The 20,548-nt window shown below is 39.8% G+C and carries 21 protein-coding genes and 1 other annotated feature; all 21 genes read right to left on the reverse strand.

Annotated elements, in window-relative coordinates; genetic code table 11:
- Positions 1-57 precede the first annotated feature (57 nt).
- The 21 genes from ileS to AC6CIB_RS22240 all read right to left on the reverse strand — a co-directional run bounded on the left by ileS (position 58) and on the right by AC6CIB_RS22240 (position 20,548).
- Positions 58-2,829, reverse strand: coding sequence for an isoleucine--tRNA ligase (ileS, locus tag AC6CIB_RS22140; protein ID WP_498284368.1), 2,772 nt, complete (start codon positions 2,827-2,829; stop codon positions 58-60).
- Between the two features lie 106 nt (positions 2,830-2,935).
- Positions 2,936-3,173, reverse strand: a binding site (T-box leader).
- Positions 3,174-3,223: 50 nt separating this feature from the next.
- Positions 3,224-3,739 carry a DivIVA domain-containing protein gene (locus AC6CIB_RS22145; RefSeq protein WP_098350955.1) on the reverse strand — a complete coding sequence of 172 codons (516 nt, stop codon included), beginning with the start codon at positions 3,737-3,739 and terminating at the stop codon, positions 3,224-3,226.
- A gap of 89 nt (positions 3,740-3,828) precedes the next feature.
- Complete coding sequence (locus AC6CIB_RS22150) at positions 3,829-4,599, reverse strand: YlmH family RNA-binding protein (RefSeq protein WP_498284370.1); 771 nt, start codon at positions 4,597-4,599, stop codon at positions 3,829-3,831.
- 97 nt (positions 4,600-4,696) lie between these two features.
- Positions 4,697-4,960: a YggT family protein gene (locus tag AC6CIB_RS22155; RefSeq protein ID WP_498284372.1), complete on the reverse strand. Its 264-nt coding sequence runs from the start codon at positions 4,958-4,960 to the stop codon at positions 4,697-4,699.
- Positions 4,961-4,968: 8 nt separating this feature from the next.
- The gene (locus AC6CIB_RS22160) at positions 4,969-5,415 is read right to left on the reverse strand and encodes a cell division protein SepF (RefSeq protein ID WP_498284374.1); all 447 of its coding nucleotides are present in this window, start codon (positions 5,413-5,415) and stop codon (positions 4,969-4,971) included.
- Between the two features lie 16 nt (positions 5,416-5,431).
- Positions 5,432-6,106 carry a YggS family pyridoxal phosphate-dependent enzyme gene (locus tag AC6CIB_RS22165; protein ID WP_498284376.1) on the reverse strand — a complete coding sequence of 225 codons (675 nt, stop codon included), beginning with the start codon at positions 6,104-6,106 and terminating at the stop codon, positions 5,432-5,434.
- A complete protein-coding gene (gene pgeF / locus AC6CIB_RS22170) occupies positions 6,093-6,929 on the reverse strand; it encodes a peptidoglycan editing factor PgeF (RefSeq protein ID WP_498284378.1) in 837 nt (278 codons plus the stop codon). Before pgeF ends, AC6CIB_RS22165 begins: the two co-directional genes overlap by 14 nt.
- Positions 6,930-6,979: 50 nt before the next feature.
- Positions 6,980-7,267, reverse strand: coding sequence for a YlmC/YmxH family sporulation protein (locus AC6CIB_RS22175; RefSeq protein WP_498284380.1), 288 nt, complete (start codon positions 7,265-7,267; stop codon positions 6,980-6,982).
- A gap of 426 nt (positions 7,268-7,693) precedes the next feature.
- Complete coding sequence (gene sigG / locus AC6CIB_RS22180; protein WP_113968293.1) at positions 7,694-8,470, reverse strand: RNA polymerase sporulation sigma factor SigG; 777 nt, start codon at positions 8,468-8,470, stop codon at positions 7,694-7,696.
- Between the two features lie 201 nt (positions 8,471-8,671).
- Entirely contained in the window at positions 8,672-9,391 is a 720-nt protein-coding gene (gene sigE / locus AC6CIB_RS22185) for an RNA polymerase sporulation sigma factor SigE (RefSeq protein ID WP_113968294.1), read from the reverse strand.
- 53 nt (positions 9,392-9,444) lie between these two features.
- Positions 9,445-10,371 (reverse strand): sigma-E processing peptidase SpoIIGA, encoded by a 927-nt coding sequence (spoIIGA, locus tag AC6CIB_RS22190; protein WP_498284382.1) that lies wholly within the window; start codon positions 10,369-10,371, stop codon positions 9,445-9,447.
- Positions 10,372-10,663: 292 nt separating this feature from the next.
- A complete protein-coding gene (gene ftsZ / locus AC6CIB_RS22195) occupies positions 10,664-11,836 on the reverse strand; it encodes a cell division protein FtsZ (protein ID WP_498284384.1) in 1,173 nt (390 codons plus the stop codon).
- A 41-nt stretch (positions 11,837-11,877) separates the two neighbouring features.
- On the reverse strand, positions 11,878-13,176 hold the full coding sequence (gene ftsA, locus AC6CIB_RS22200; RefSeq protein WP_498284386.1) for a cell division protein FtsA: 1,299 nt from the start codon (positions 13,174-13,176) through the stop codon (positions 11,878-11,880).
- Between the two features lie 116 nt (positions 13,177-13,292).
- The gene (locus AC6CIB_RS22205; RefSeq protein WP_113968298.1) at positions 13,293-13,655 is read right to left on the reverse strand and encodes a small basic family protein; all 363 of its coding nucleotides are present in this window, start codon (positions 13,653-13,655) and stop codon (positions 13,293-13,295) included.
- Between the two features lies 1 nt (position 13,656).
- The gene (locus tag AC6CIB_RS22210) at positions 13,657-14,385 is read right to left on the reverse strand and encodes a DUF881 domain-containing protein (protein WP_498284388.1); all 729 of its coding nucleotides are present in this window, start codon (positions 14,383-14,385) and stop codon (positions 13,657-13,659) included.
- Between the two features lie 72 nt (positions 14,386-14,457).
- Positions 14,458-15,159 (reverse strand): DUF881 domain-containing protein, encoded by a 702-nt coding sequence (locus AC6CIB_RS22215; RefSeq protein WP_498284428.1) that lies wholly within the window; start codon positions 15,157-15,159, stop codon positions 14,458-14,460.
- Complete coding sequence (locus AC6CIB_RS22220) at positions 15,143-15,928, reverse strand: cell division protein FtsQ/DivIB (RefSeq protein WP_498284390.1); 786 nt, start codon at positions 15,926-15,928, stop codon at positions 15,143-15,145. The genes AC6CIB_RS22215 and AC6CIB_RS22220 overlap by 17 nt, the downstream gene beginning before the upstream one ends.
- Positions 15,929-16,596: 668 nt before the next feature.
- Positions 16,597-17,697 (reverse strand): stage V sporulation protein E, encoded by a 1,101-nt coding sequence (spoVE, locus tag AC6CIB_RS22225; RefSeq protein ID WP_498284392.1) that lies wholly within the window; start codon positions 17,695-17,697, stop codon positions 16,597-16,599.
- Positions 17,698-17,810: 113 nt separating this feature from the next.
- Positions 17,811-19,160, reverse strand: coding sequence for a UDP-N-acetylmuramoyl-L-alanine--D-glutamate ligase (gene murD, locus AC6CIB_RS22230; RefSeq protein ID WP_498284394.1), 1,350 nt, complete (start codon positions 19,158-19,160; stop codon positions 17,811-17,813).
- Positions 19,161-20,135 (reverse strand): phospho-N-acetylmuramoyl-pentapeptide-transferase, encoded by a 975-nt coding sequence (gene mraY / locus AC6CIB_RS22235; RefSeq protein ID WP_498284396.1) that lies wholly within the window; start codon positions 20,133-20,135, stop codon positions 19,161-19,163.
- Between the two features lie 2 nt (positions 20,136-20,137).
- On the reverse strand, positions 20,138-20,548 hold the full coding sequence (locus AC6CIB_RS22240; protein ID WP_498284398.1) for a hypothetical protein: 411 nt from the start codon (positions 20,546-20,548) through the stop codon (positions 20,138-20,140).

A 20,548-nucleotide genomic window follows, 5' to 3' on the forward strand; every position in this document is an offset into this window, starting at 1 on the left:
AGAAAAGGACAAATAAAAAAGGCTGACTCACATAAAATGCGGGTCAGCCTTTTGGTATTATGCCAGGTGAGAATAGCTTTCTTTCACTACTGATGCACAGCGTGTGCAAAGCGTAGGATGATCTTTATCCTCGCCTACTGTGGTTGTGACAACCCAACAGCGGTCACATGTTTCACCCTCGGCTTTTTCGACGACAATATTGTTTTCACCAAGACTTAATGCATGTTCTGGTGCTTCGTTCACTGCTCCACCGATTTCAAAGGCGGACACGATGAATAATTGTTTTAAGTCTTCCTTAATGGAACCGAGTAAAGCTTTCGTTTCATCATTCACGTAAAGAGTCACTTTAGCCGTTAATGATTTACCAATCATCTTCTGATTACGAGCTTCTTCAAGACCCTTTAATACACCATCTCTTAACTCCAGGAAAGCATTCCATTTCTTCTTCAACTCATCAGCATTTCTAAACTCTTGCACTTCAGGCATATCAGTAAGTTGAACACTTTCTCCCTCTACTCCAGGGATATGCGCCCACACTTCATCAGCTGTATGAGAAAGGATTGGAGACATCAGTTTCGTAAGAGCAACCAGGGATTCATATAACACAGTTTGAATGGCTCGACGCTCGTCATGATTTTCTGACTCGATATATAGAACATCCTTCGCAAAGTCTAAATAGAATGAACTTAAATCCAACGTACAGAAATTATTTACCGCGTGATAGATACTTGCAAACTCATATTTGTCGTATGAATTTCTCACATTTTTCACAAGATCATTCAACTTAACAAGCATGAATTGATCTACTTCTCTTAATTGATTGAAGGATACCGCATTGGTACTTGGATCAAAGTCAGAAAGGTTTCCTAATAAGAAACGGTACGTGTTGCGGATTTTGCGATACACTTCAGCCACTTGCTTTAAGATTGGATCTGATACACGAACATCCGCTTGATAATCAACCGATGCAACCCAAAGGCGAAGGATATCAGCTCCAAGCTGCTTCATTACTTTTTCAGGAACGACTACGTTCCCTAATGATTTACTCATTTTTCTTCCGTCACCATCAAGAGCAAATCCGTGACTTAACACGCCTTTATATGGAGCTTTACCTGTCACAGCTACACTTGTAGTCAATGAAGAGTTAAACCATCCGCGATATTGGTCAGAGCCCTCTAAATAAAGGTCTGCAGGACGCTGCAGGTCATCTCTTTCTTCAAGTACCGCTTGATGTGATGAACCTGAGTCAAACCAGACATCCATGATATCCTGTTCTTTCGTGAACTTCCCATTAGGACTTCCTTCATGGGTGAACCCTTCAGGTAGAAGATCCTTCGCTTCTTTTTCAAACCAGATGTTTGAACCGTGTTCTCGGAAAAGCTTTGAAACATGCTCAATGGTTTCATCTGAAATGATCTCTTGGCCATTTTCCGCATATAATACCGGGATTGGCACTCCCCATGCACGTTGTCTTGAAATACACCAGTCTCCACGGTCTCTGACCATATTGTAAAGGCGTGTTTCCCCCCAAGCAGGAACCCATTTCGTTTCATTAACGGCTTCCAGCAGTTCTTTACGGAATTTATCGATTGACGCAAACCATTGTGCCGTCGCTCTAAAGATAACAGGCTTTTTCGTACGCCAATCATGGGGATAGGAGTGAGTGATAAAGTTAAGCTTTAACAATGCTCCCGTTTCCTGTAACTTTTCGGTAATCGGTTTATTGGCTTTATCGTAGAACAAGCCTTCAAATCCAGGTGCTTCCGAGGTCATGACTCCTTTATCGTCTACCGGACATAACACATCCAAACCATATTTCTTTCCTACCAGGAAGTCATCTTCCCCGTGTCCTGGTGCGGTATGAACACATCCAGTACCAGAATCAGTCGTAACGTGTTCCCCAAGAACAACAAGTGAATCCCTTTCGTATAGTGGGTGTTTTGCCACGATATGCTCAAGCTCCGCACCTTTAACCTTTTTGGATACTGAATATTCTTCCCATTCCAGATTCTTCGCAACTTCTTCCAGTAAGTCCTCTGCTACTACATAGCTGCTTTCTTTCACATTTACAACGACATAGCTTAGATCTTTATGCACGGCAATTCCCAGGTTGGCAGGAATCGTCCAAGGAGTTGTCGTCCAGATGACTAATTGAGTCCCTTCTTCAAGAACACCCTTACCTTCTGTAACGGCGAAACCAACATAGATGGAAGGAGAACGCTTATCCTGATACTCGATCTCTGCTTCTGCTAAGGCCGATTCACTTGAAGGAGACCAGTACACTGGCTTTTTACCTTTATAGATATAGCCTTTCTTCGCCATATCACCGAATACTTTAATCTGTTGAGCTTCGTACTCAGGCTTTAAGGTAATATATGGATTATCCCAATCCCCGCGCACCCCTAATTGTTTGAATTGAGTGCGTTGGTTATCAACTTGCTCATAAGCATATTCTTCACACAATTTACGGAACTCTGCGATAGTCATTTCTTTACGCTTCACGCCTTTATTCGTTAACGCCTGCTCAATCGGTAAACCATGAGTGTCCCAGCCTGGAACATATGGTGCATGAAATCCGCTCATGGATTTATAGCGGACGATAAAGTCTTTAAGAATTTTATTTAATGCATGACCCATATGGATATTTCCATTGGCATATGGAGGTCCATCGTGAAGAACAAATAAAGGACGATCACTCGTTCTTTCCTGCACTTTTTGGTAAATATTCATATCTTCCCATTTCTTCTGTGTATCTGGTTCGCGTTTCGGTAAATTCCCTCTCATTGGAAATTCCGTCTTGGGCATCAATAATGTATCTTTATACTCCATGAAATCTTCCTCCTAAACGTTTCTCTTAATTGCCATCTTTTCTAAATCCTGCAATTCTTAATCAGGCTATCCCTTTTGGAAACAAAAAAAAGCTTCCTCATCCCTGGAAAGGGACGAGAAAGCTTTTCCCGCGGTACCACCCTCATAAAGATCTATATCGATCTTCACTCGTATTGATTCGTAACGTGAACAAGACGCTATTCATTACTCTCCAGAAGTGAATTTCATGAGTAGGGCTCGAGGGTGATCTTCCGTACCTTTGTTCCTTGTCGGGCTTACACCATCCCCGACTCGCTAGAAAGGAAATATTATAAGAAACGTACTGTCCCTGTCTTAGCCTTCATTATGGCAATTTAGATTGTTGTTCAATTATATGAAAGTATTGCGCTTTTCGTCAAGACAATGTCTCTTCTTCTTTTAAAGTTTTTAAATCTGTTGCGTCCAGATCGAATTCCATTAATTGATCCCAGTCATTTGTATCAAGTAAATCCAGCTGGGCTTCGATTAACATTTTGAAACGAGTTCGGAACACCTTTGACTGCTTCTTGAGCTCTTCAATCTCAATGGCAATCTTACGGGCTTTAGATAATGATTCGTTAACGATGCGATCAGCATTCTTTTCGGCTTCTTTAATGATCAACTTCGATTCTTTCATTGCATTACGCTTAACTTCTTCCCCTGCTTCTTGAGCAATGACGATTGACTTGTTTAACGTTTCCTCGATGTTTGTAAAATGACCTAAACGTTCATTCAAGGAGTTCAAACGTTCTTCCGTTTCCTTCTTCTCTCGGATAAGAATTTCATAATCCTTAATAATTTGATCCAAAAATTCATTAACCTCGTCCTCATCATAACCACGAAAGCCACGACTAAATTCTTTATTATGTATGTCTAATGGCGTTAAAGGCATGGGAGCCACCTCCAGTACTTGGTGAATTACATATTTATTATAACTAAAATTTCGACAGTATGTGGGAGAATCCCTTTAATTTTCTTAAATTATTTCAGTATTCCAACAGAAATTCGCCATTTATCCCGTTTTGTTCTTCCTTCAACGGACAATAACTTACTTCTTCCATACCCTCTTGCTGAAATTACATCCCCAGCTTCTACTTCAAACGAGGCATTTTCGACCGTTTTCCAATTGACTTTCACATGATTGCTTTTAATCAATGTTTGAGCTTTTTGGCGGGAATCATTATAAATTGCTGCGAGAACGACATCTAACCGCAGGGAGCTCACAGTAGTCACTTTTTCCATCCATTCTTCCTTACTCTCGATTCGATCCTTCATTGGAATATCCCTCATGGAAATCTTTGCTTTGCCTATTTGTGTGAGTTCCATCCGGACGTATTCAGAAATCTCATCTGCGAGCATGAGTTGAATGGTATCGGCCTCAGATAAAATATCCCCGAATTTTTCCCGTTTCAACCCTAATGACATAAGAGTCCCTAATACCTGTCTATGCTCTATTGTAACAAACTTGGACGGGTACTGTATTTCAAATAACTTAATACCAAAATCTTCTTCTTCAGGCTGAAAATAAGGGGGATACAATAAAGCTCTTTTCCGTTCCGTATTTTCCGGAAAGAAGGAAAGAATGATTTCATCGTTATTTCCAATGACGGACTCGACAATATGCTGCTGCCTTGGGTCCAGAAAGTCTGTTCGTTTCGCCGAATATTGATTTTCCACTGCCAGTTTCCACTCCAATACAGCATCCACAAACTCTTTTTCATCCGGCCTGAAATGTTGATAAATTGAAGACACATGTTCACCTCCTATGTGATTTACCCAAAATAAAAGAACTGAAACTGTTCAATCCGGTTTCAGTTCTTTAAAGGATACTTGATCGCACACTGGCTGATTAAATCAGCCATCTAAATAATTGGTATAACCCTGAACCTGCCAAGTTCAACACAATGAAGGCCACGATTGGTGAAATATCAATCATCCCGATCGATGGAACAAAACGTCTGAACGGTTCTAAATACGGTTCGCAAATTCTTGCAAGGAATTGTCCAATCGACGTCTCTCTGGCATTGGGAAACCAGGACATCAAGATATAAATGATTAGCGCCCAAGAATATATTTGAATAAGGTTTGACAAAATTTGATATAGCAACACCATAATTTACATTACCACCTCGAATCTGATAGATCTTCCTCTTTTAAGAACTCAGAGATATTCCCGCTCACTTCCACATTATCAGGTGTACAAAGAAAAATATTATCTCCAACACGCTGAATGTCGCCGCCAATTGCGTACACAGTTCCACTTAAAAAATCGACAATGCGTTTCGCTTGATCATGTTGAATCCGCTGTAAGTTTACCAGGACAGAGCGTCTATTCTTTAAGTGATCAGCAATCTCTTGAGCTTCGGCGTATACTCTCGGCTCAACCAGAATCATCTTAGAAGACTTTTGAACACTTTGAAGACTTACAACATTTTGTTTCGAATTTGGAAGCGACTGTGACTTCATGGGCTTTTTCTCCTCGTATTCTTCTTCATACTTTTCTTCTTCATAATCATATTCATCTTCATCCAGCAAAAAGAACGTTTTAAACTTTGACTTGATACCCATTTGTATTCATCCCCTCTCAGTCATTTCCAACTAATGCAGTTCCAATACGAATAAACGTAGCTCCCTCTTCGATTGCAATCATGTAATCATTACTCATCCCCATTGATAATTCTGTACAAGGGGCGTATGGAAGGTTTAATGCGTTGATTTCTTCCTGAATTGTTTTCAACTGTCTAAAACAATTCCGTAAGAATGGTTCATCGTCCGTATGTGGAGCCATCGTCATTAATCCTACGATTTTAATTTTCGTAAAATCTTTTAGACTCCCAATAAATTCTTTTACTTCTTGAGGAGATAACCCATGTTTAGAATCTTCTCCCGAAACATTCACTTGAACAAAACAAGACACAGGCTTGTCCGCTCTTTTATGAATTTCTTTAGCTAATGACAGACGGTCCAGAGAATGTATGTATGATACTTTATCAATGATGTTTTTTACTTTTCTAGATTGCAGAGATCCGATAAAATGCCACTGGGGCTTGTCCTGTAGAACTTCCTGCTTGAAGAGCATTTCTTCGTCACGGTTCTCACCTAAGTGAATGAGGCCGGTTTCAACCGCCTCTTCGGCTCTCTCAATTGAAACGTATTTAGTGACCGCTACAACATGTACGTCTTCAGGGTTTCTTCCACTGATCTTACATGCATTTTCAATATTTTTCTGGATGATTTTGAATTTTTCAGCTACCTTCATCTTTTTTCTCCTTCCAGCCAATAAAGCTCATGATTCTTCCTGTTTTCCCACCATCTCTTCTGTAGGAGAAAAACTCATTGTGACAGGATGAACAATAACTAGAAGTGTGGATTTGTTCAGCATTTAAACCAGTTTGCACTAAAAGCTGCTCATTCAACTTCTTTAAATCGAGGTAATATTGTCCCTCTTCTTTTAAATTATAGGGTAAGTTGTTTTCATCTTCTAGTGTTTTTTTCACTTTATCGATCACATAGTCATCAACTACATAGCAATTCTTACATATAGATGGCCCGATCACCACCTCTAGAGAAGACTTGGAGGCCCCTTGCTCCATATATGCATCGACCATTTTGGGCCCAATTTGTAAAACAGTACCTTTCCATCCGGCATGTGCCAATCCGATTGTACCCGAATCTTTGTCCAGAAAATAGAGAGGAACACAATCCGCATAGCACATCGTTAAAAGTATATTCTCATCCCCTGTAATAAAACCATCGGTATCTTTAATGCTGGTATGATAGATCTCTGCACCTTTTCCCTTGTCTACTTCTCCTACTTTATGAATGTTGTTTCTATGGGTTTGTTCAGCAGCTGCCCACGATTCAACAGGCATCATTAAACTGGAAGCAAGTAATTGGCGATTATGAACCACTGAAGATTCATCGTCTCCCACGTGCAATCCCATATTGAAAGAGTGAAATGGTTCGGTACTGACGCCCCCCCATCTTGTCGTGACCCCTGCAACTAGCCTTGGATTATCTTTCGTCCATTTATCTATAGAGTAATAAGATTCTGTTTCTCTTTTAAAAGGCTCCTTCGACACGTTAAATCTCCTTCGTTTTTATTAAGTGTACCATAGTCTCTGAAGATTCGTCATGTATCGGGGGCTTGTTTCGGTTCCTGCAGTTGACCTTGAATATAATGACTTTCTTTATATCTGACCAGAATAACATCTTCCCCTATTTTTACAATGCTGCTCCAAGGAATCACAATATCTTCCTCTTTTCCGAAGAAACCCAATATCTTCCCACCACCTCCGATGACAATGGCTTCAATTCTTCCAGTATCCAGGTTAATCTCTATATCCCCTATATTCCCTAACTTCCGTCCGTCAGATATACTCACGACATCTTTCACCTGAAACTCAGATATACGCACCATCTGTTTTCACCCTCTCTTCTTGTTGTTTCTCTTTGTGTAAGACTATTCATTCACCTAATTCAAGTAGTTATTACTAGTGTATGCAACAAATAAAAAGGCAGACCTTCCCAAAGGAGATCTGCATTTCTTTTCTTACATATAGCGACGGCTGAACGAGCCGCCTCCGCTCTTCTTATTGTCTAGCTCCAGGGCTTAGAAGCTCGAGGTCATAAGAAGAGCCACCCAAAAAGGCAAAGGACGCCTTTCCGGGTGGCTCTTCTTATGCTTGTCGCTTCTGGGCAAAGCCCTTCCGCTTTTCGTTTGTCCAGCTACGGCGGGTAGTCCCTCGAGGTCATTTCTGAAAAATCCCCAAAGGCAAAGAACGCCTTCAGGGATTTCCCAGAAATGCTTGTCGGGCCTTACCAACCCGCCTTCGCTTTTCGTTTCTTATTGAATATTTTTGTTCATTTGTTTGATTGCTGCTTTTTCCAGTCTTGATACTTGTGCTTGTGAGATGCCGATCTCGTCAGCCACTTCCATTTGAGTTTTACCTTGAAAGAAGCGTTTGCTGATAATCAATTTTTCACGATCATTTAATCGTCTCATTCCTTCTTGAAGAGCAATTTCTTCAATCCAATGGAAATCGCGATTCTTTTCGTCGCTTAGTTGATCCATCACAAATATTGGGTCTCCCCCATCATTATAAATGGGTTCAAACAAAGAGACGGGATCTTGTATGGCATCCAATGCAAATACGATTTCCTCGTGGGATACATCAAGAACTTTGGCAATTTCTTCTGCAGTCGGTTCCTTGGATGTTTCCCCCATTAATTTCTCTCTTACTTGTAGAGCCTTGTACGCAATATCTCGTAGTGAACGGGACACTCTTATTGGATTATTGTCTCTTAAATATCGACGGATTTCCCCAATGATCATCGGAACCGCGTATGTAGAGAATCGAACGTTTTGACCTAAATCAAAATTATCGATGGATTTCATTAATCCGATACACCCTACTTGAAATAAATCATCAACATACTCACCACGGTTATTAAAGCGTTGAATTACACTTAAGACGAGGCGCAAATTCCCATTTACAAGTTTTTCTCTTGCGGTAATGTCGCCCGCTTGCATTTGCTTGAATAGTACTCTCATTTCATCATTTTTGAGAACTGGTAATTTGGAAGTATCTACACCACAAATCTCGACTTTATTACGTGTCATTCTTTCCCCTCCTTGTAGGAGCTGCTGTACAAAATTCAGTATTTCCTTGAAGAGGAAAAATATGCATTTCATTCTGGCAAGTAATGGGTCATACCCTTCAAATCCCTTAAGATATCTGGATAAATTCATATAAAAAAAATTAAAATGGTTTAAACAAAAAAAAACTGACCTTTTCTATAGAAAAGGTCAGTTTTTAACAGGTTATACCATTTTATTGAATTCCTTCTTTAGACGCTTAATAATCCTCTTTTCTAAACGCGAGATATAGGACTGGGAGATTCCAAGCATATCCGCTACATCCTTTTGGGTTTTTTCTTCTTCTCCCATTAGACCAAACCGGAGCTCCATGATTTGTTTTTCACGATCAGAAAGCTGGTGAAGAGCGTTAAAGAGCAGTTTTTTGTCTACGGTCGCTTCAAGATCTTTTGTTATTATATCTTCATCTGTTCCGAGCACGTCCGATAATAGTAATTCATTTCCGTCCCAATCAATATTGAGTGGCTCATCAAACGAAACTTCAGAACGGATTTTATTATTTCTTCTTAAATACATAAGAATTTCATTTTCTATACACCTGGAAGCATACGTAGCTAATTTGATTTTTTTCTCTGGATTGAATGTGTTAACTGCCTTAATCAAGCCAATCGTACCGATGCTGATCAGGTCTTCAATATTAATTCCTGTATTTTCAAACTTCCTGGCGATATATACGACTAACCTTAAGTTTCGTTCAATCAACAGAGAGCGGGCAGCTTTATCACCTTTAGGCAATTTATTGAGTAATACTTCTTCCTCCTCTTTCGTCAATGGAGGGGGAAGTGCTTCACTACCACCTATGTAGTAAATTTCATCTGTCTTCAGCCCAAGTTTGATTAACAGTTTGTACCAATAGTATAAAAATTTAAATTTGAATTTTTTCATTGTTGCTCCCCCTTCTATTTCTTTAAATTGTGAGTATAGTAGTAATAATTGATTTAAGAAACGTTACGTACAGGCTTTCGCGAAGCCATTTTCGGATGAACGATCGCTTGAAAATTCCCATCTGCTGAAAGCGGATCCTCTCTGAAGGCAATCAGTCCATTCGGGATCGCCCATTCTGATTCATGATCCTTTAGAATGAGAGAATCAGGCTTTATAGCGGCAAGAAGTTGACTTTTTCTTCCTACCGATTGGGCGGGGACAATTCTCATCCGGTCAGACCAGCTTGGATCAATAGATTTTTCACCAGAAAAAATGTCATCAACATCGTGACAAAGTGCCCTCACTTCACTTGGAATTTCTCCCTCTATCTCGGCGATTGACAGAATCATGACTGGGCTTTTGGATATGGGGTCTTGAAGTTGATTCCCACTGTCAACAAGGCCGTTTACGGTACAATGAAAATCTTCAATTTTTATGGTTACTTTCAGAAGCTGATCATACTGTATCTTCACATGCTCAATGCTATCTACTCTCCCCTTGGAAAAATACCAGGCAAAAGGCAGAGCGAGCATAACAAATACCCAGCTTATCGGATCACCAAATCCACGGATGCTTGACAGCAGTATGGAGGATTCTGCACCAGGGTCGAAACTTATAAAATAATGAGTCCCAATTAATATCCCACCTGTAAAAAAGGTAACAAAATAGAACATAAGAAGGTTTGATAAGTAATAGCGCAATCTTCTATACCCAAAAGCTGAGTACACCATGATAATTGAAAATAATAATTTCATAAGTGGGTTTCCTATTAAAGTTGCAAAAGGTGAAAAGGCAAGGAGAATAATGATCGATCCTATCAAACTGCCAAGTCCAATTCTCCAAAGGGCATATTGTCTTTTTAAGATGATTCCAGTTAACCATAATAAGAAAAAGTCTACCAACAGATTTAACAACCAGATGACATCCAGATATAAGGTCAATCTCTACCCTCCTTTTGAAACTTTACCCAGTTACAGTTATTTGAATTTCAAGATAGGAATGACTTATCAGAAGTATATCGTACATACCCTTTAAAAGGTTGTCATTTTTTGTATGCTTCAGAGGAAAACTTTTCAGAGATAAGAACGAAATATGTCACTAAATATATTCTTGTTTCGAGGTATAAATAGATGCTTTGTGGAGGGGATTTTGATTGAATGGATTAGAGAAAAAAAACAGCCCCAAAGGCATCGATGCCTTTGGGGCTGTTTTACTTTTCTTACGGTCAAGCTATTATCGACGGCGGTTACGGTTGCGGAGGAAGGTTGGGATGTCCAGTGTTTCTTCCGCTCCCTGATTTTGATTGGAAGAGGTTCTCACCGGCTCTTGGTGTTGAGGCTCTTCACGTTTAGGTTGTTCGCGTTTTACAGATTGGCTTGGGCTTGGGTTTGGACTTTGATTTGGTTTCATTCCCCCAAATGTTGGTCGAGTTTGCTTTGGAGGTTGAATGACCTCTTCATTAAACCCGGTTGCAATAACGGTTACTACGATATCATCTTTTAAATCTTCATTAATTACGGAACCGAAAATCATGTTAACTTCTTGATCTGAAGCAGATGCTACAATATCCGCAGCTTCTTGAACTTCATATAGACTTAGAGATGTACCACCTGTGATGTTCATCAGTACACCTTGAGCGCCATCAATGGATGTCTCAAGTAATGGACTTGAAACGGCTTTTTTAGCTGCTTCTGTCGCACGATTCTCACCAGAAGCTGCACCGATGCCCATGAGTGCTGAACCTTTGTTAGACATGATCGTCTTAACGTCGGCAAAGTCAAGGTTAATAAGACCAGGAGTTGCGATTAAATCTGAGATACCTTGAACACCTTGTCTTAATACGTTATCTGCTTCTCGGAAAGCTTCAAGCATTGGTGTGCTCTTATCTACGATCTCAAGAAGACGATCGTTTGGAATAACAATAAGGGTATCTACCCCTTCTTTCATAGCAGCGATACCACCGCTTGCTTGATTTGAGCGCTTTCTACCTTCAAAGGTGAAAGGTCGTGTCACAACACCGACCGTTAATGCTCCGATTTCTCGGGCTATTTGAGCAATCACCGGAGCTGCACCAGTTCCGGTTCCTCCACCCATTCCAGCCGTAACGAAGACCATATCCGCTCCTCTTAGAGCCTCTTCGATCTGTTCTTTACTTTCTTCAGCAGCTTTTTTACCCACTTCCGGATTGGCACCTGCTCCTAATCCTCTGGTTAATTTACCACCGATTTGCATTTTGATTTCAGCTTTTGATAGATTCAAAGCTTGTGCATCTGTATTTACAGCGATAAATTCAACACCCTGTACACCATGCTCAATCATGCGGTTTACAGCGTTGTTACCTCCACCACCGACACCGATAACTTTTATTGTCGCTAAAGAATCTAAATTTGTATCAAACTCCAACATGACAAATCCTCCTAACTCGTCGAATCTATGGATTCCTTTATTTATTCAAAGAAGTATCCAAAGAACTTTTTCACTTTTGACATGGCCTTTTCATCTTCATGTTCTTCTTCTTTTACCTTCGCAGGCTTTGGCTTTTTATTAGCTGGTTTCGATTGACGCTTCTCAGCAGCCTCTACAGGCACTGGTTCTGCACTAACAGATCTTCCTTGTAATCTAGCATTCTTTTGAGCGTATTTAATCAAACCAACTGCAGTCGTGTACTGAGGTTCCCTAACTCCAATATAATCAGGAATTGCCACCCGTACACGATTTTGGAAAACGATTTGTGCTAATTCTAACACACCTGGAAGATTTGCTACACCACCAGTTAACACATATCCACCTGCCAGGTCTCTAATTCCCATTCGTTTCAGCTCATGGCTAATGAGGTCTAAGATCTCTTCCAGCCTTGCTTCTATGATATCAGAAATTTCTAATTGATTAAATTGCTGGTGTTGATCACTACCAATTATTGGCACGCTAAACACTTCATCTTCTGATGCATGGTCATAATAAGCATGTCCATATTTTGTTTTGATTTTCTCTGCATCGTCCGTTGAGGTTCTTAATCCAATCGATAAATCTTTAGTAATATGTTCTCCCCCTACAGGCAGTACAGTTGTAGCTTTAAGATGACCTTGCTCAAAAACCGCTATCGTTGTAGAGCCGCCGCCAATATCGATTAACGCAGCACCCAGATTCTTCTCATCCTTTGACAAAGCAACTGAACCAGCTGCAAGTGGTTGAAGAACGATATCGACAATTTCAAGGCCGGCCTTTTCTACACAACGGAGGGTATTATGTAAAATCGTCTTAGATCCCGTAATGATGGTGCCTTCCATTTCCAGTCGAACACCAATCATACCGCGGGGATCTGTAATCTCATCCAATCCATCAACGATGAATTGTCTTGGTATTACATTGATGATTTCTCTTTCTGGAGGAATAGAAACAACCTGGGCTGCATCCATCACTCTTAGGACATCTTCATCGCCGATTTCCCGATTATCACTTGATACTGCCACTACACCATGACACGATTGGAGCGACACATGGTTGCCGGTAATACCTACGATGACCTGGCTTATAGATAAACCAACCATCCTTTCCGCTTGTTCAACTGCTTTCTTAATTGTATGAACAGTTTCGTCTATATCTACGATGGAACCTTTTCTGATTCCTTCTGAGTTCACATTTCCTACACCGATAATGTTTAAGGAATCATTTGTCATTTCACCAATGATTACTTTTACTGTGGATGTACCGATGTCTAGGCTAACGTAAATTTCATTGCTGTTCACTCTATGGCACCTCCTTAAAGAATGTTTATTTGGAACAACAACCCTAGAAAAACACTATTCTAAGTATATCTTATTTATGATATTCGTCGTAACAAAAACGATTCCCTTTTAAAATTCTAATTTTTTTCTCTTTTTTCTTGATTATTTGACCAATTGCTAATAAGTATTCGTCTAATCACTGCAATGTTCTGGAATAATCTTACTCCAAAAGCAAATACAGCCGCCAGATATAAGTCTACACCAAGATGTACGCCTAGAAAAGCTAAACTTGCTGCTAGTAAAATATTAAAAAAGAATCCAGAAACAAAGACCTTATCATCATAAATATTTTGGAGGTGGGCACGTATGCCGCCAAATAATGTATCCAATGCTGCCAGGACGGCGATCGATAAATAATTCGAGTACTCATCTGGAATTCTAATATCTGTAAGAAGCCCCAATACGACCCCTACCAGCAACCCTAAAAGGGGAAGCCACATATTACCCGTTCCCTCCTCTTTCCTTCACCGGTTCCATTAAACGGACCCGGATGGTATCTTCATATGGTGGAACCACCACTTTTTCTAAAGGCTTTGAAATTGAGACTCGAAGATTATCGATAAAGAAGTCCTCAACAGACTGTGATACCTGCATTCGGTTATACAACCCTTTTGCAGAGTCTAAGTCTTTGGTTAATACTCTCACTTCAAATGGTATTTTCTTTATTGAATATCCATCCACCTTGGTTTCTCCATTAATATCCCGAATGACCGAGGTATTGATTAAGCGATGCCCATCAATGGAAATATCCATTGCATCATATCGATTCAGCTCATTTACCAGTCTTTCCAACAGTTCCGGTGATATATTCTTAACTTTTTCACCAAGAAGGATTTCTTCCATAGCAGGTTCAATCGTTAAAATGACACCAGGTCCTGTCTTCTCAGTCAAACCTGCTTCTGTTTTCAATTCCTCTAACGTTTGTTTTAACGCACGTTCTGGACTCGACTGCTGTTCTGTCTTATATTGTTCCAACTTTGCTTCAACTGCACGCATTTCTGCATAGAGATTGGAATTGACTTCTTTTTCTTTTAATAATGCATTTCGTAGTTCCCATATATCTCGTGTATCCCGGACAACAGGTTCTTTGACTGTTTGGAACTGTATAGCAATCATAAACCCAATAATAATCGTAATAATGGTAAAACTAATTTTTAATTTGTTGTCCATTCATTGCACCTTACTTTCAAAGCTAACCCTTACTTGGTAACAGTCCGAATATTCCTTGGGACAATTCATTGCTTATGATTCACTAATGCTTGGTTCTAAAATTACCGTATTCTTTTTTTCCAGTTTAAAAATGATATTATCATTGACAAGCTGGTCTTTAACGCCGCCCGTGATATTCATGGCTGATGAGAGTACTTCCGGATCTCCAATAGCGGTAATTTCAAACGGAGCGGGATATTCGATTCCATCAATTTGAATAACGGGACCGTTACACAGTATGTATGAATCATGCTTTAGCCTTTGTCCATTTATCGCTACGACAGAAGCCCCCGCAATGTATAATTCATTGATCACCTTAAAGACATGGTGTTCATGAACAATGTAATTATTGGCGTTTTCTTCATTGGAATCGTAGTCAGCGTCTGATAACGTCACGTTTATCCCAGGCCCTTTCACTTTTGTTTTGCCTAGGTACATACGATACTTCTCCGCATCTTCTGCCAGGTTAAAATATATTTGTTTCTCTTTAGAGAATTCCTTCTCCATGTTGACGACCTTTTCCTGTTTCTCATAGAGTTCTTCTTGCAGATTATTATTATTCTGCTGATACTCAAGGATTTGATCTCTCAATGCTTCTTCCTGTTTCCACTGACCATTCGTTCGATTCCCAAGTTCCGCTTGTTCTGTATTAGCTAGACTAAATGAAAAAGCAAGGATGAAACCTAACACGAGACATACAAGAGAGAGGATTACATGCTTACCTCTCACCCTCATCCTCTTCATCGCTTTGTTCACCTTCCGTTTCATATGCTCTGAAATAAGAACCTACCTCTAAATCAATGACACCTTTTACTGAAGGATCCAATTGACTGACAATGGAGGGATAATGCACCATTTTCTCTGAAAAGGTCCGGATGGTGGCACTGACTTCAAATCCATCATTCATGAATAGGGTCAAGTGATACTGATCTGTTTTCTTAGGAACCAGGTTAATCTCAGATATGAGGTGCTGTACTTCTTTCGGAAGCTCCCCTAATTCTTCTACCATTTTCACTAGAACCTTGTCTTCCTCGAAACCTCTGAGTAAAGGAGCATCAACGGGTATTGATTCAGTCCCTTTATTCAGAACGTTCCCATTCTCTAATATGACAAAGAATTTATTATCTTTCGAAAGATATGCCTTTTTATCATATTCTTGGATGCGTATTTCATAGGAATTCGGAAAGGACATTTTTACCGTAGCATTCTTTACTTCAGGAAGCTTCTTTAATTGTTCCACGGTTTTATCTTTGTTAACACTCCACAAATTCATGCCGCTGTCAATTCCACTATTCTGAAGAACCGCCTCATTTGAAACAAGCTCATTCCCGTGAACCACCACTTCTTTCACATGACTTAAAGGTGATTGAAAGTAAACCACCGATAGAATCATGAGTAAGAACATAGAAAGTAAAAAAAGCAGTCTGCGATTCGCTTTCTTTTTTCGGTGTTGTTTTAATTTAGGAATACGATCTTCAAGGGAAACAACATTTTCTTTTTTCATTTCGTTCTCCTCAATTTCACTTTGTATTCATAAAGTCATGAATAAGAAAATTCTCACCACGTCTTATAATGAAAGTACTCTTTACATTGGGATACCTTACATTCTATATGAAGGCAGCAAATGTTAAAAGAGGAACAGAACGTTATTTTCTGCCATATGACATAATGTTGAACAAGAAACCTTTATGGTAGAGTTGAAGGATGGATGTTCTTGAGTTTGTTCTCAGGTCACTGGTCAAAAGAATCCAGCATTTCCCAAGTTAAATTGTCCATACAAATCTTCGTATATGTACGTCCATGCCTTTTCAGAAAGAAGCCATCCTATTTATTACACTCTTGTACTCTATTTTAAACACCAATTTCTACATAATGAAAGCATGTCATTGAATTGTAAAAGATTTGGCTAACAAAAGTAATAAACTCTCCTTTATTTTGAAAAGGTCTGATCATAATGCATTACGTATATGTAATTAATTGTAACATCTCACCAATGAATATCCTATTGTTATTTCAATAAAAACAAGGAATTTCAGCGATTTTTTCTTTAATTCAAAAAGAGACTGACCATAAATAACAGGGGAGGACATGAATGATGCTTTCCTGACTATCAGGCCTTTACCATTCACTACTTCCGAGCTGTTTTTCACAGTCAATCTCTTTGTTAAATCATTACCGTCTCGTATAGCGGCTAATATTCAGCAGCACTCCGACAGCCATTAGCATGAGGGTCAATGAGGATCCCCCGTAGCTTAGAAAGGGGAGTGTGATGCCCGTGACAGGCATGAGGCCAGTTACAACCCCAACGTTGATCATCACTTGGATCGCAATCATTGAAACGATCCCTAACGCCAGAAAGCTTCCAAATAAGTCAGGAGCCCCTAGAGCAATTCTGATCCCTCTCCATAAAATCAATGAAAACAGAAGCAGGACTAGTGTACCCCCAATAAAACCGAGCTCTTCTGCTAAAATAGCAAAAATAAAATCGTTTTGAGGTTCGGGCAAGTAGAAGAACTTCTGCCTGCTTTGTCCCAATCCCAATCCAAACAAGCCTCCCGGGCCGATTGCATATAAAGACTGAATAATTTGGAAGCCGCTATTTAATGGATCCTGCCATGGGTCTAAAAAGGATGTTATCCGTTTAATACGATAAGGTGCGGATATAACAAGACCAATGAATCCGACTAATCCAATCATCCCAAGACCAACAAAATGCCTGACCCTCGCTCCTGCAATAAAGATCATGACAACTGAAGTGCCAACCATTACAGTACCCGTACCCAAGTCCGGTTGAAGCATAATCATTCCAAAAGCAGCGAACACCAGCAGAAGCGCTGGCAGGACTCCCTTTCTAAAAGAAGTAATATACTTCTGGTTTTCTGATAAATACTTTGAGAGAAAGGCAATCATGGCAAGTTTCATAAACTCTGAAGGCTGAATGGAAAACGCCCCAACTCCTATCCAGCTCCTGGAACCATTTCTTAAAACCCCGATACCCGGGATTAACACTAGTACAAGAAGGACAAAGCAAATGATGATGATGATTTTCGACCAATTTCTCCAAGTCCAGTACTCTACATTCATGATGAAAAACATAGCGAATAACCCTACGCCCGCGAAGAGCACTTGCCTTTTGGCAAAGAAAAAGGAGTCATCGAATTTGTAATCAGCCCATACAGCGCTTGCGCTGTATACCATAATCAGTCCAATCGCAAGTAAAGTGAGTGTAACCATAATGAGGATAAAATCGGGAGTCGATTTTTTTAAAGGCAATCTTAAACACCTCGAATAGACAAATTTTGAGCCGTTCGAGCAAAGAAAACTACTTATCTTGGATTGGTATACTGGTTGTTAAAGTATGGATGCTCTTCATGGACAAGCCCTTATTAAAGCTTATGCACCGCTTCAATAAAAATGTCACCACGTTCTTCAAAAGTTCGATATTGATCCCAACTTGCACATGCTGGGGATAGTAAAACAACATCTCCCTCTTCGGCATGTCCAAAAGCAACAGGAACTGCTTTTTCAACATTATCGACAGGAATAATGGATTGTATCCCTGCCTTTTCACCGGTTTTCACGAACTTCTCAGACGTTTCCCCGAAGGTGATCAACGTTTTGACATTCTTCAAATATGGAATGAGGTCATCGAATTCATTTCCACGGTCCAAGCCTCCAGCAAGCAGTATAGTAGGACCCTCAAACGCATGAAGAGCACTTTTCGTTGCCAGGCTATTCGTTGCTTTCGAATCATTATAAAACTTTACACCCTGCACTTCCCGGACAAATTGCGTTCGATGCTTCACCCCTGTAAAGGTGCCAAGGACCTTCTTAATACTTTCATTTGACACTTCATAGATTTTACACGCCGCAACCGCACAAAGGATATTTTCCAAGTTATGTGCACCCGGTAATACAATTGAATCAACTTCGACGACCAGCTCATCTTTGAAATAGACTGCCCCGTTTTTAATATAGGCCCCTTCCGCTACTTCTTTCTTCGTTGAAAATGGAATCAATTGCGCTTTTGTAAAGGCAACTGAATCTATAACATGGTCTTGATCCGCATTAATGATCAAATAGTCATGTTCTGTTTGATTTTTCGTAATATTGGATTTCGCCTTCCAATATTCATCCAAACCACCGTGGTAATCCAAATGTGCATCATATAAATTCGTAATAATGGCAATATGAGGAGCGAACTCTTCAATCCCCATCAGTTGGAAAGATGAAAGCTCAACTACCATTTTTTCATTTTCTTTCGCTTCCTGGGCTACTTCAGAAGCGACCGTTCCGATATTTCCTGCAATAAGAGGGTTTTGATCGGCCTCTTTAAGCATTTCAAACAGAAGTGTCGTCGTCGTGGTTTTTCCATTTGTTCCTGTGATCCCAATCAATTCTGCCTCAGAAATTAAATAGGCAAGCTCAACTTCTGTCAGAACGGGTATGTTCTTTTCAATTGCTTTCTTAATTAATGGGTTGTGATAGGGTATTCCAGGGTTCTTAATCACATACTGAAAACCTTCATCAAGAAGTTCGATGGGATGACTTCCGCAAATCACTTTAATACCTTCCTGGAGAAGCCCCTGAGCTTCCGGGTTTTCAGCTAAGGGCTTTTGATCGTTTACCGTTACAAATGCTTCTAATTTATGTAGAAGAGAGGCAGCACTTACCCCACTTTTTGCTAAACCTAATACAAGAACTTTCTTATGTTTGAATTTCTTAATTTTCTTCAATTATATCCACACCTCAATATAGATTCCTAAAACGGCAAATAGCAAACCGACGGTCCAAAACGTTACAACAACACGCCACTCAGACCAACCGACTAACTCATAATGGTGGTGCAATGGGCTCATTTTGAATATTCGCTTTCCTGTTGTTTTAAATGATGCGACCTGTAAGATGACAGATAGTGTCTCAATGACAAATACTCCACCAATAAGAATTAAGATGATTTCCAATTTGGTTAAAATGGCAATTGTCGCAATCGCTCCACCTAATGCTAAAGATCCTGTATCTCCCATAAATACTTTGGCAGGATGTGCATTGAATACTAAGAATCCGAGTACCGCCCCGACTACTGCCACCCCGAAAATCGCGACATCATACTGGGATTGATTCCAGGCTAATACGGCTAGTGCACCAAAAGCAATGGCGCTCGTTCCTGATACTAATCCATCTAATCCATCCGTTAAATTGACAGCATTTGAAAATCCTACAAGCCAAAAGATAATGAATAAACAATAAAACCAACCTAATTCAAATGAAAAATCCGTTAAGGGAATCGAAACTGTAGTCGGAAAGTCATTTTGCTTAAAGATGAGATAAAAAATGACAGAAATGACGATCTGACCTAATAGCTTTTGCTTGGATGTGAGTCCTAAGTTCCTCTTCATTACAACTTTAATAAAGTCATCAAGGAAGCCTAATAGCCCAAAACCGACCGTCACAAGAATCATTAGATAGGTTTCAGGACCAGGCTCTGAATATTTACCAGTCATTACAAATGTAGTAATCACAATGGATACCAGGAACACAATTCCACCCATTGTAGGTGTGCCTGTCTTTTTTTGGTGAGACTGAGGGCCTTCATCACGGATACTCTGCCCGAACTTCAATCTTCTCAGGAAAGGGATAAAAACGGGGGCAAGCAATACGGTTATGAGAAATGCCATAATGATTGTAAAAAAGATCACTTGTTCCATCATAATTATTCCCCTCCCTTTCCATTATCGGATTCGTTCGATGATACGTCTATTGTTTGATTTGGTTCAGATTTGCTGTTAAAAATAAACTTCGTCATAATTTCCCACTTTTCTTGATTGTAATTTTGTTTGTAATTCTCTAGTAAGTCAATGTAAGCTTTATATACATCTTCAACCATAAATAATGGAAAGTGGTTCGGAACAAATGAAGGTACTTCTTTATTCTTAGGCCAAAGTGAAGCAATTGCTCCTTTTTCAATACCTTCGAATAGGTTTATTTCATCACTAAAAGGGACGTATAGTCCCTTCTCCATTCCCATACTAGTTGAATTTGAAACTACTAGAAACGTAAAGCCTGGCAGATGTATACCTGATGTTTCAGGAAATAATTTCTTTACATCATCATAAAAGAGCAT

Source organism: Rossellomorea sp. GQ25, from assembly GCF_059758515.1.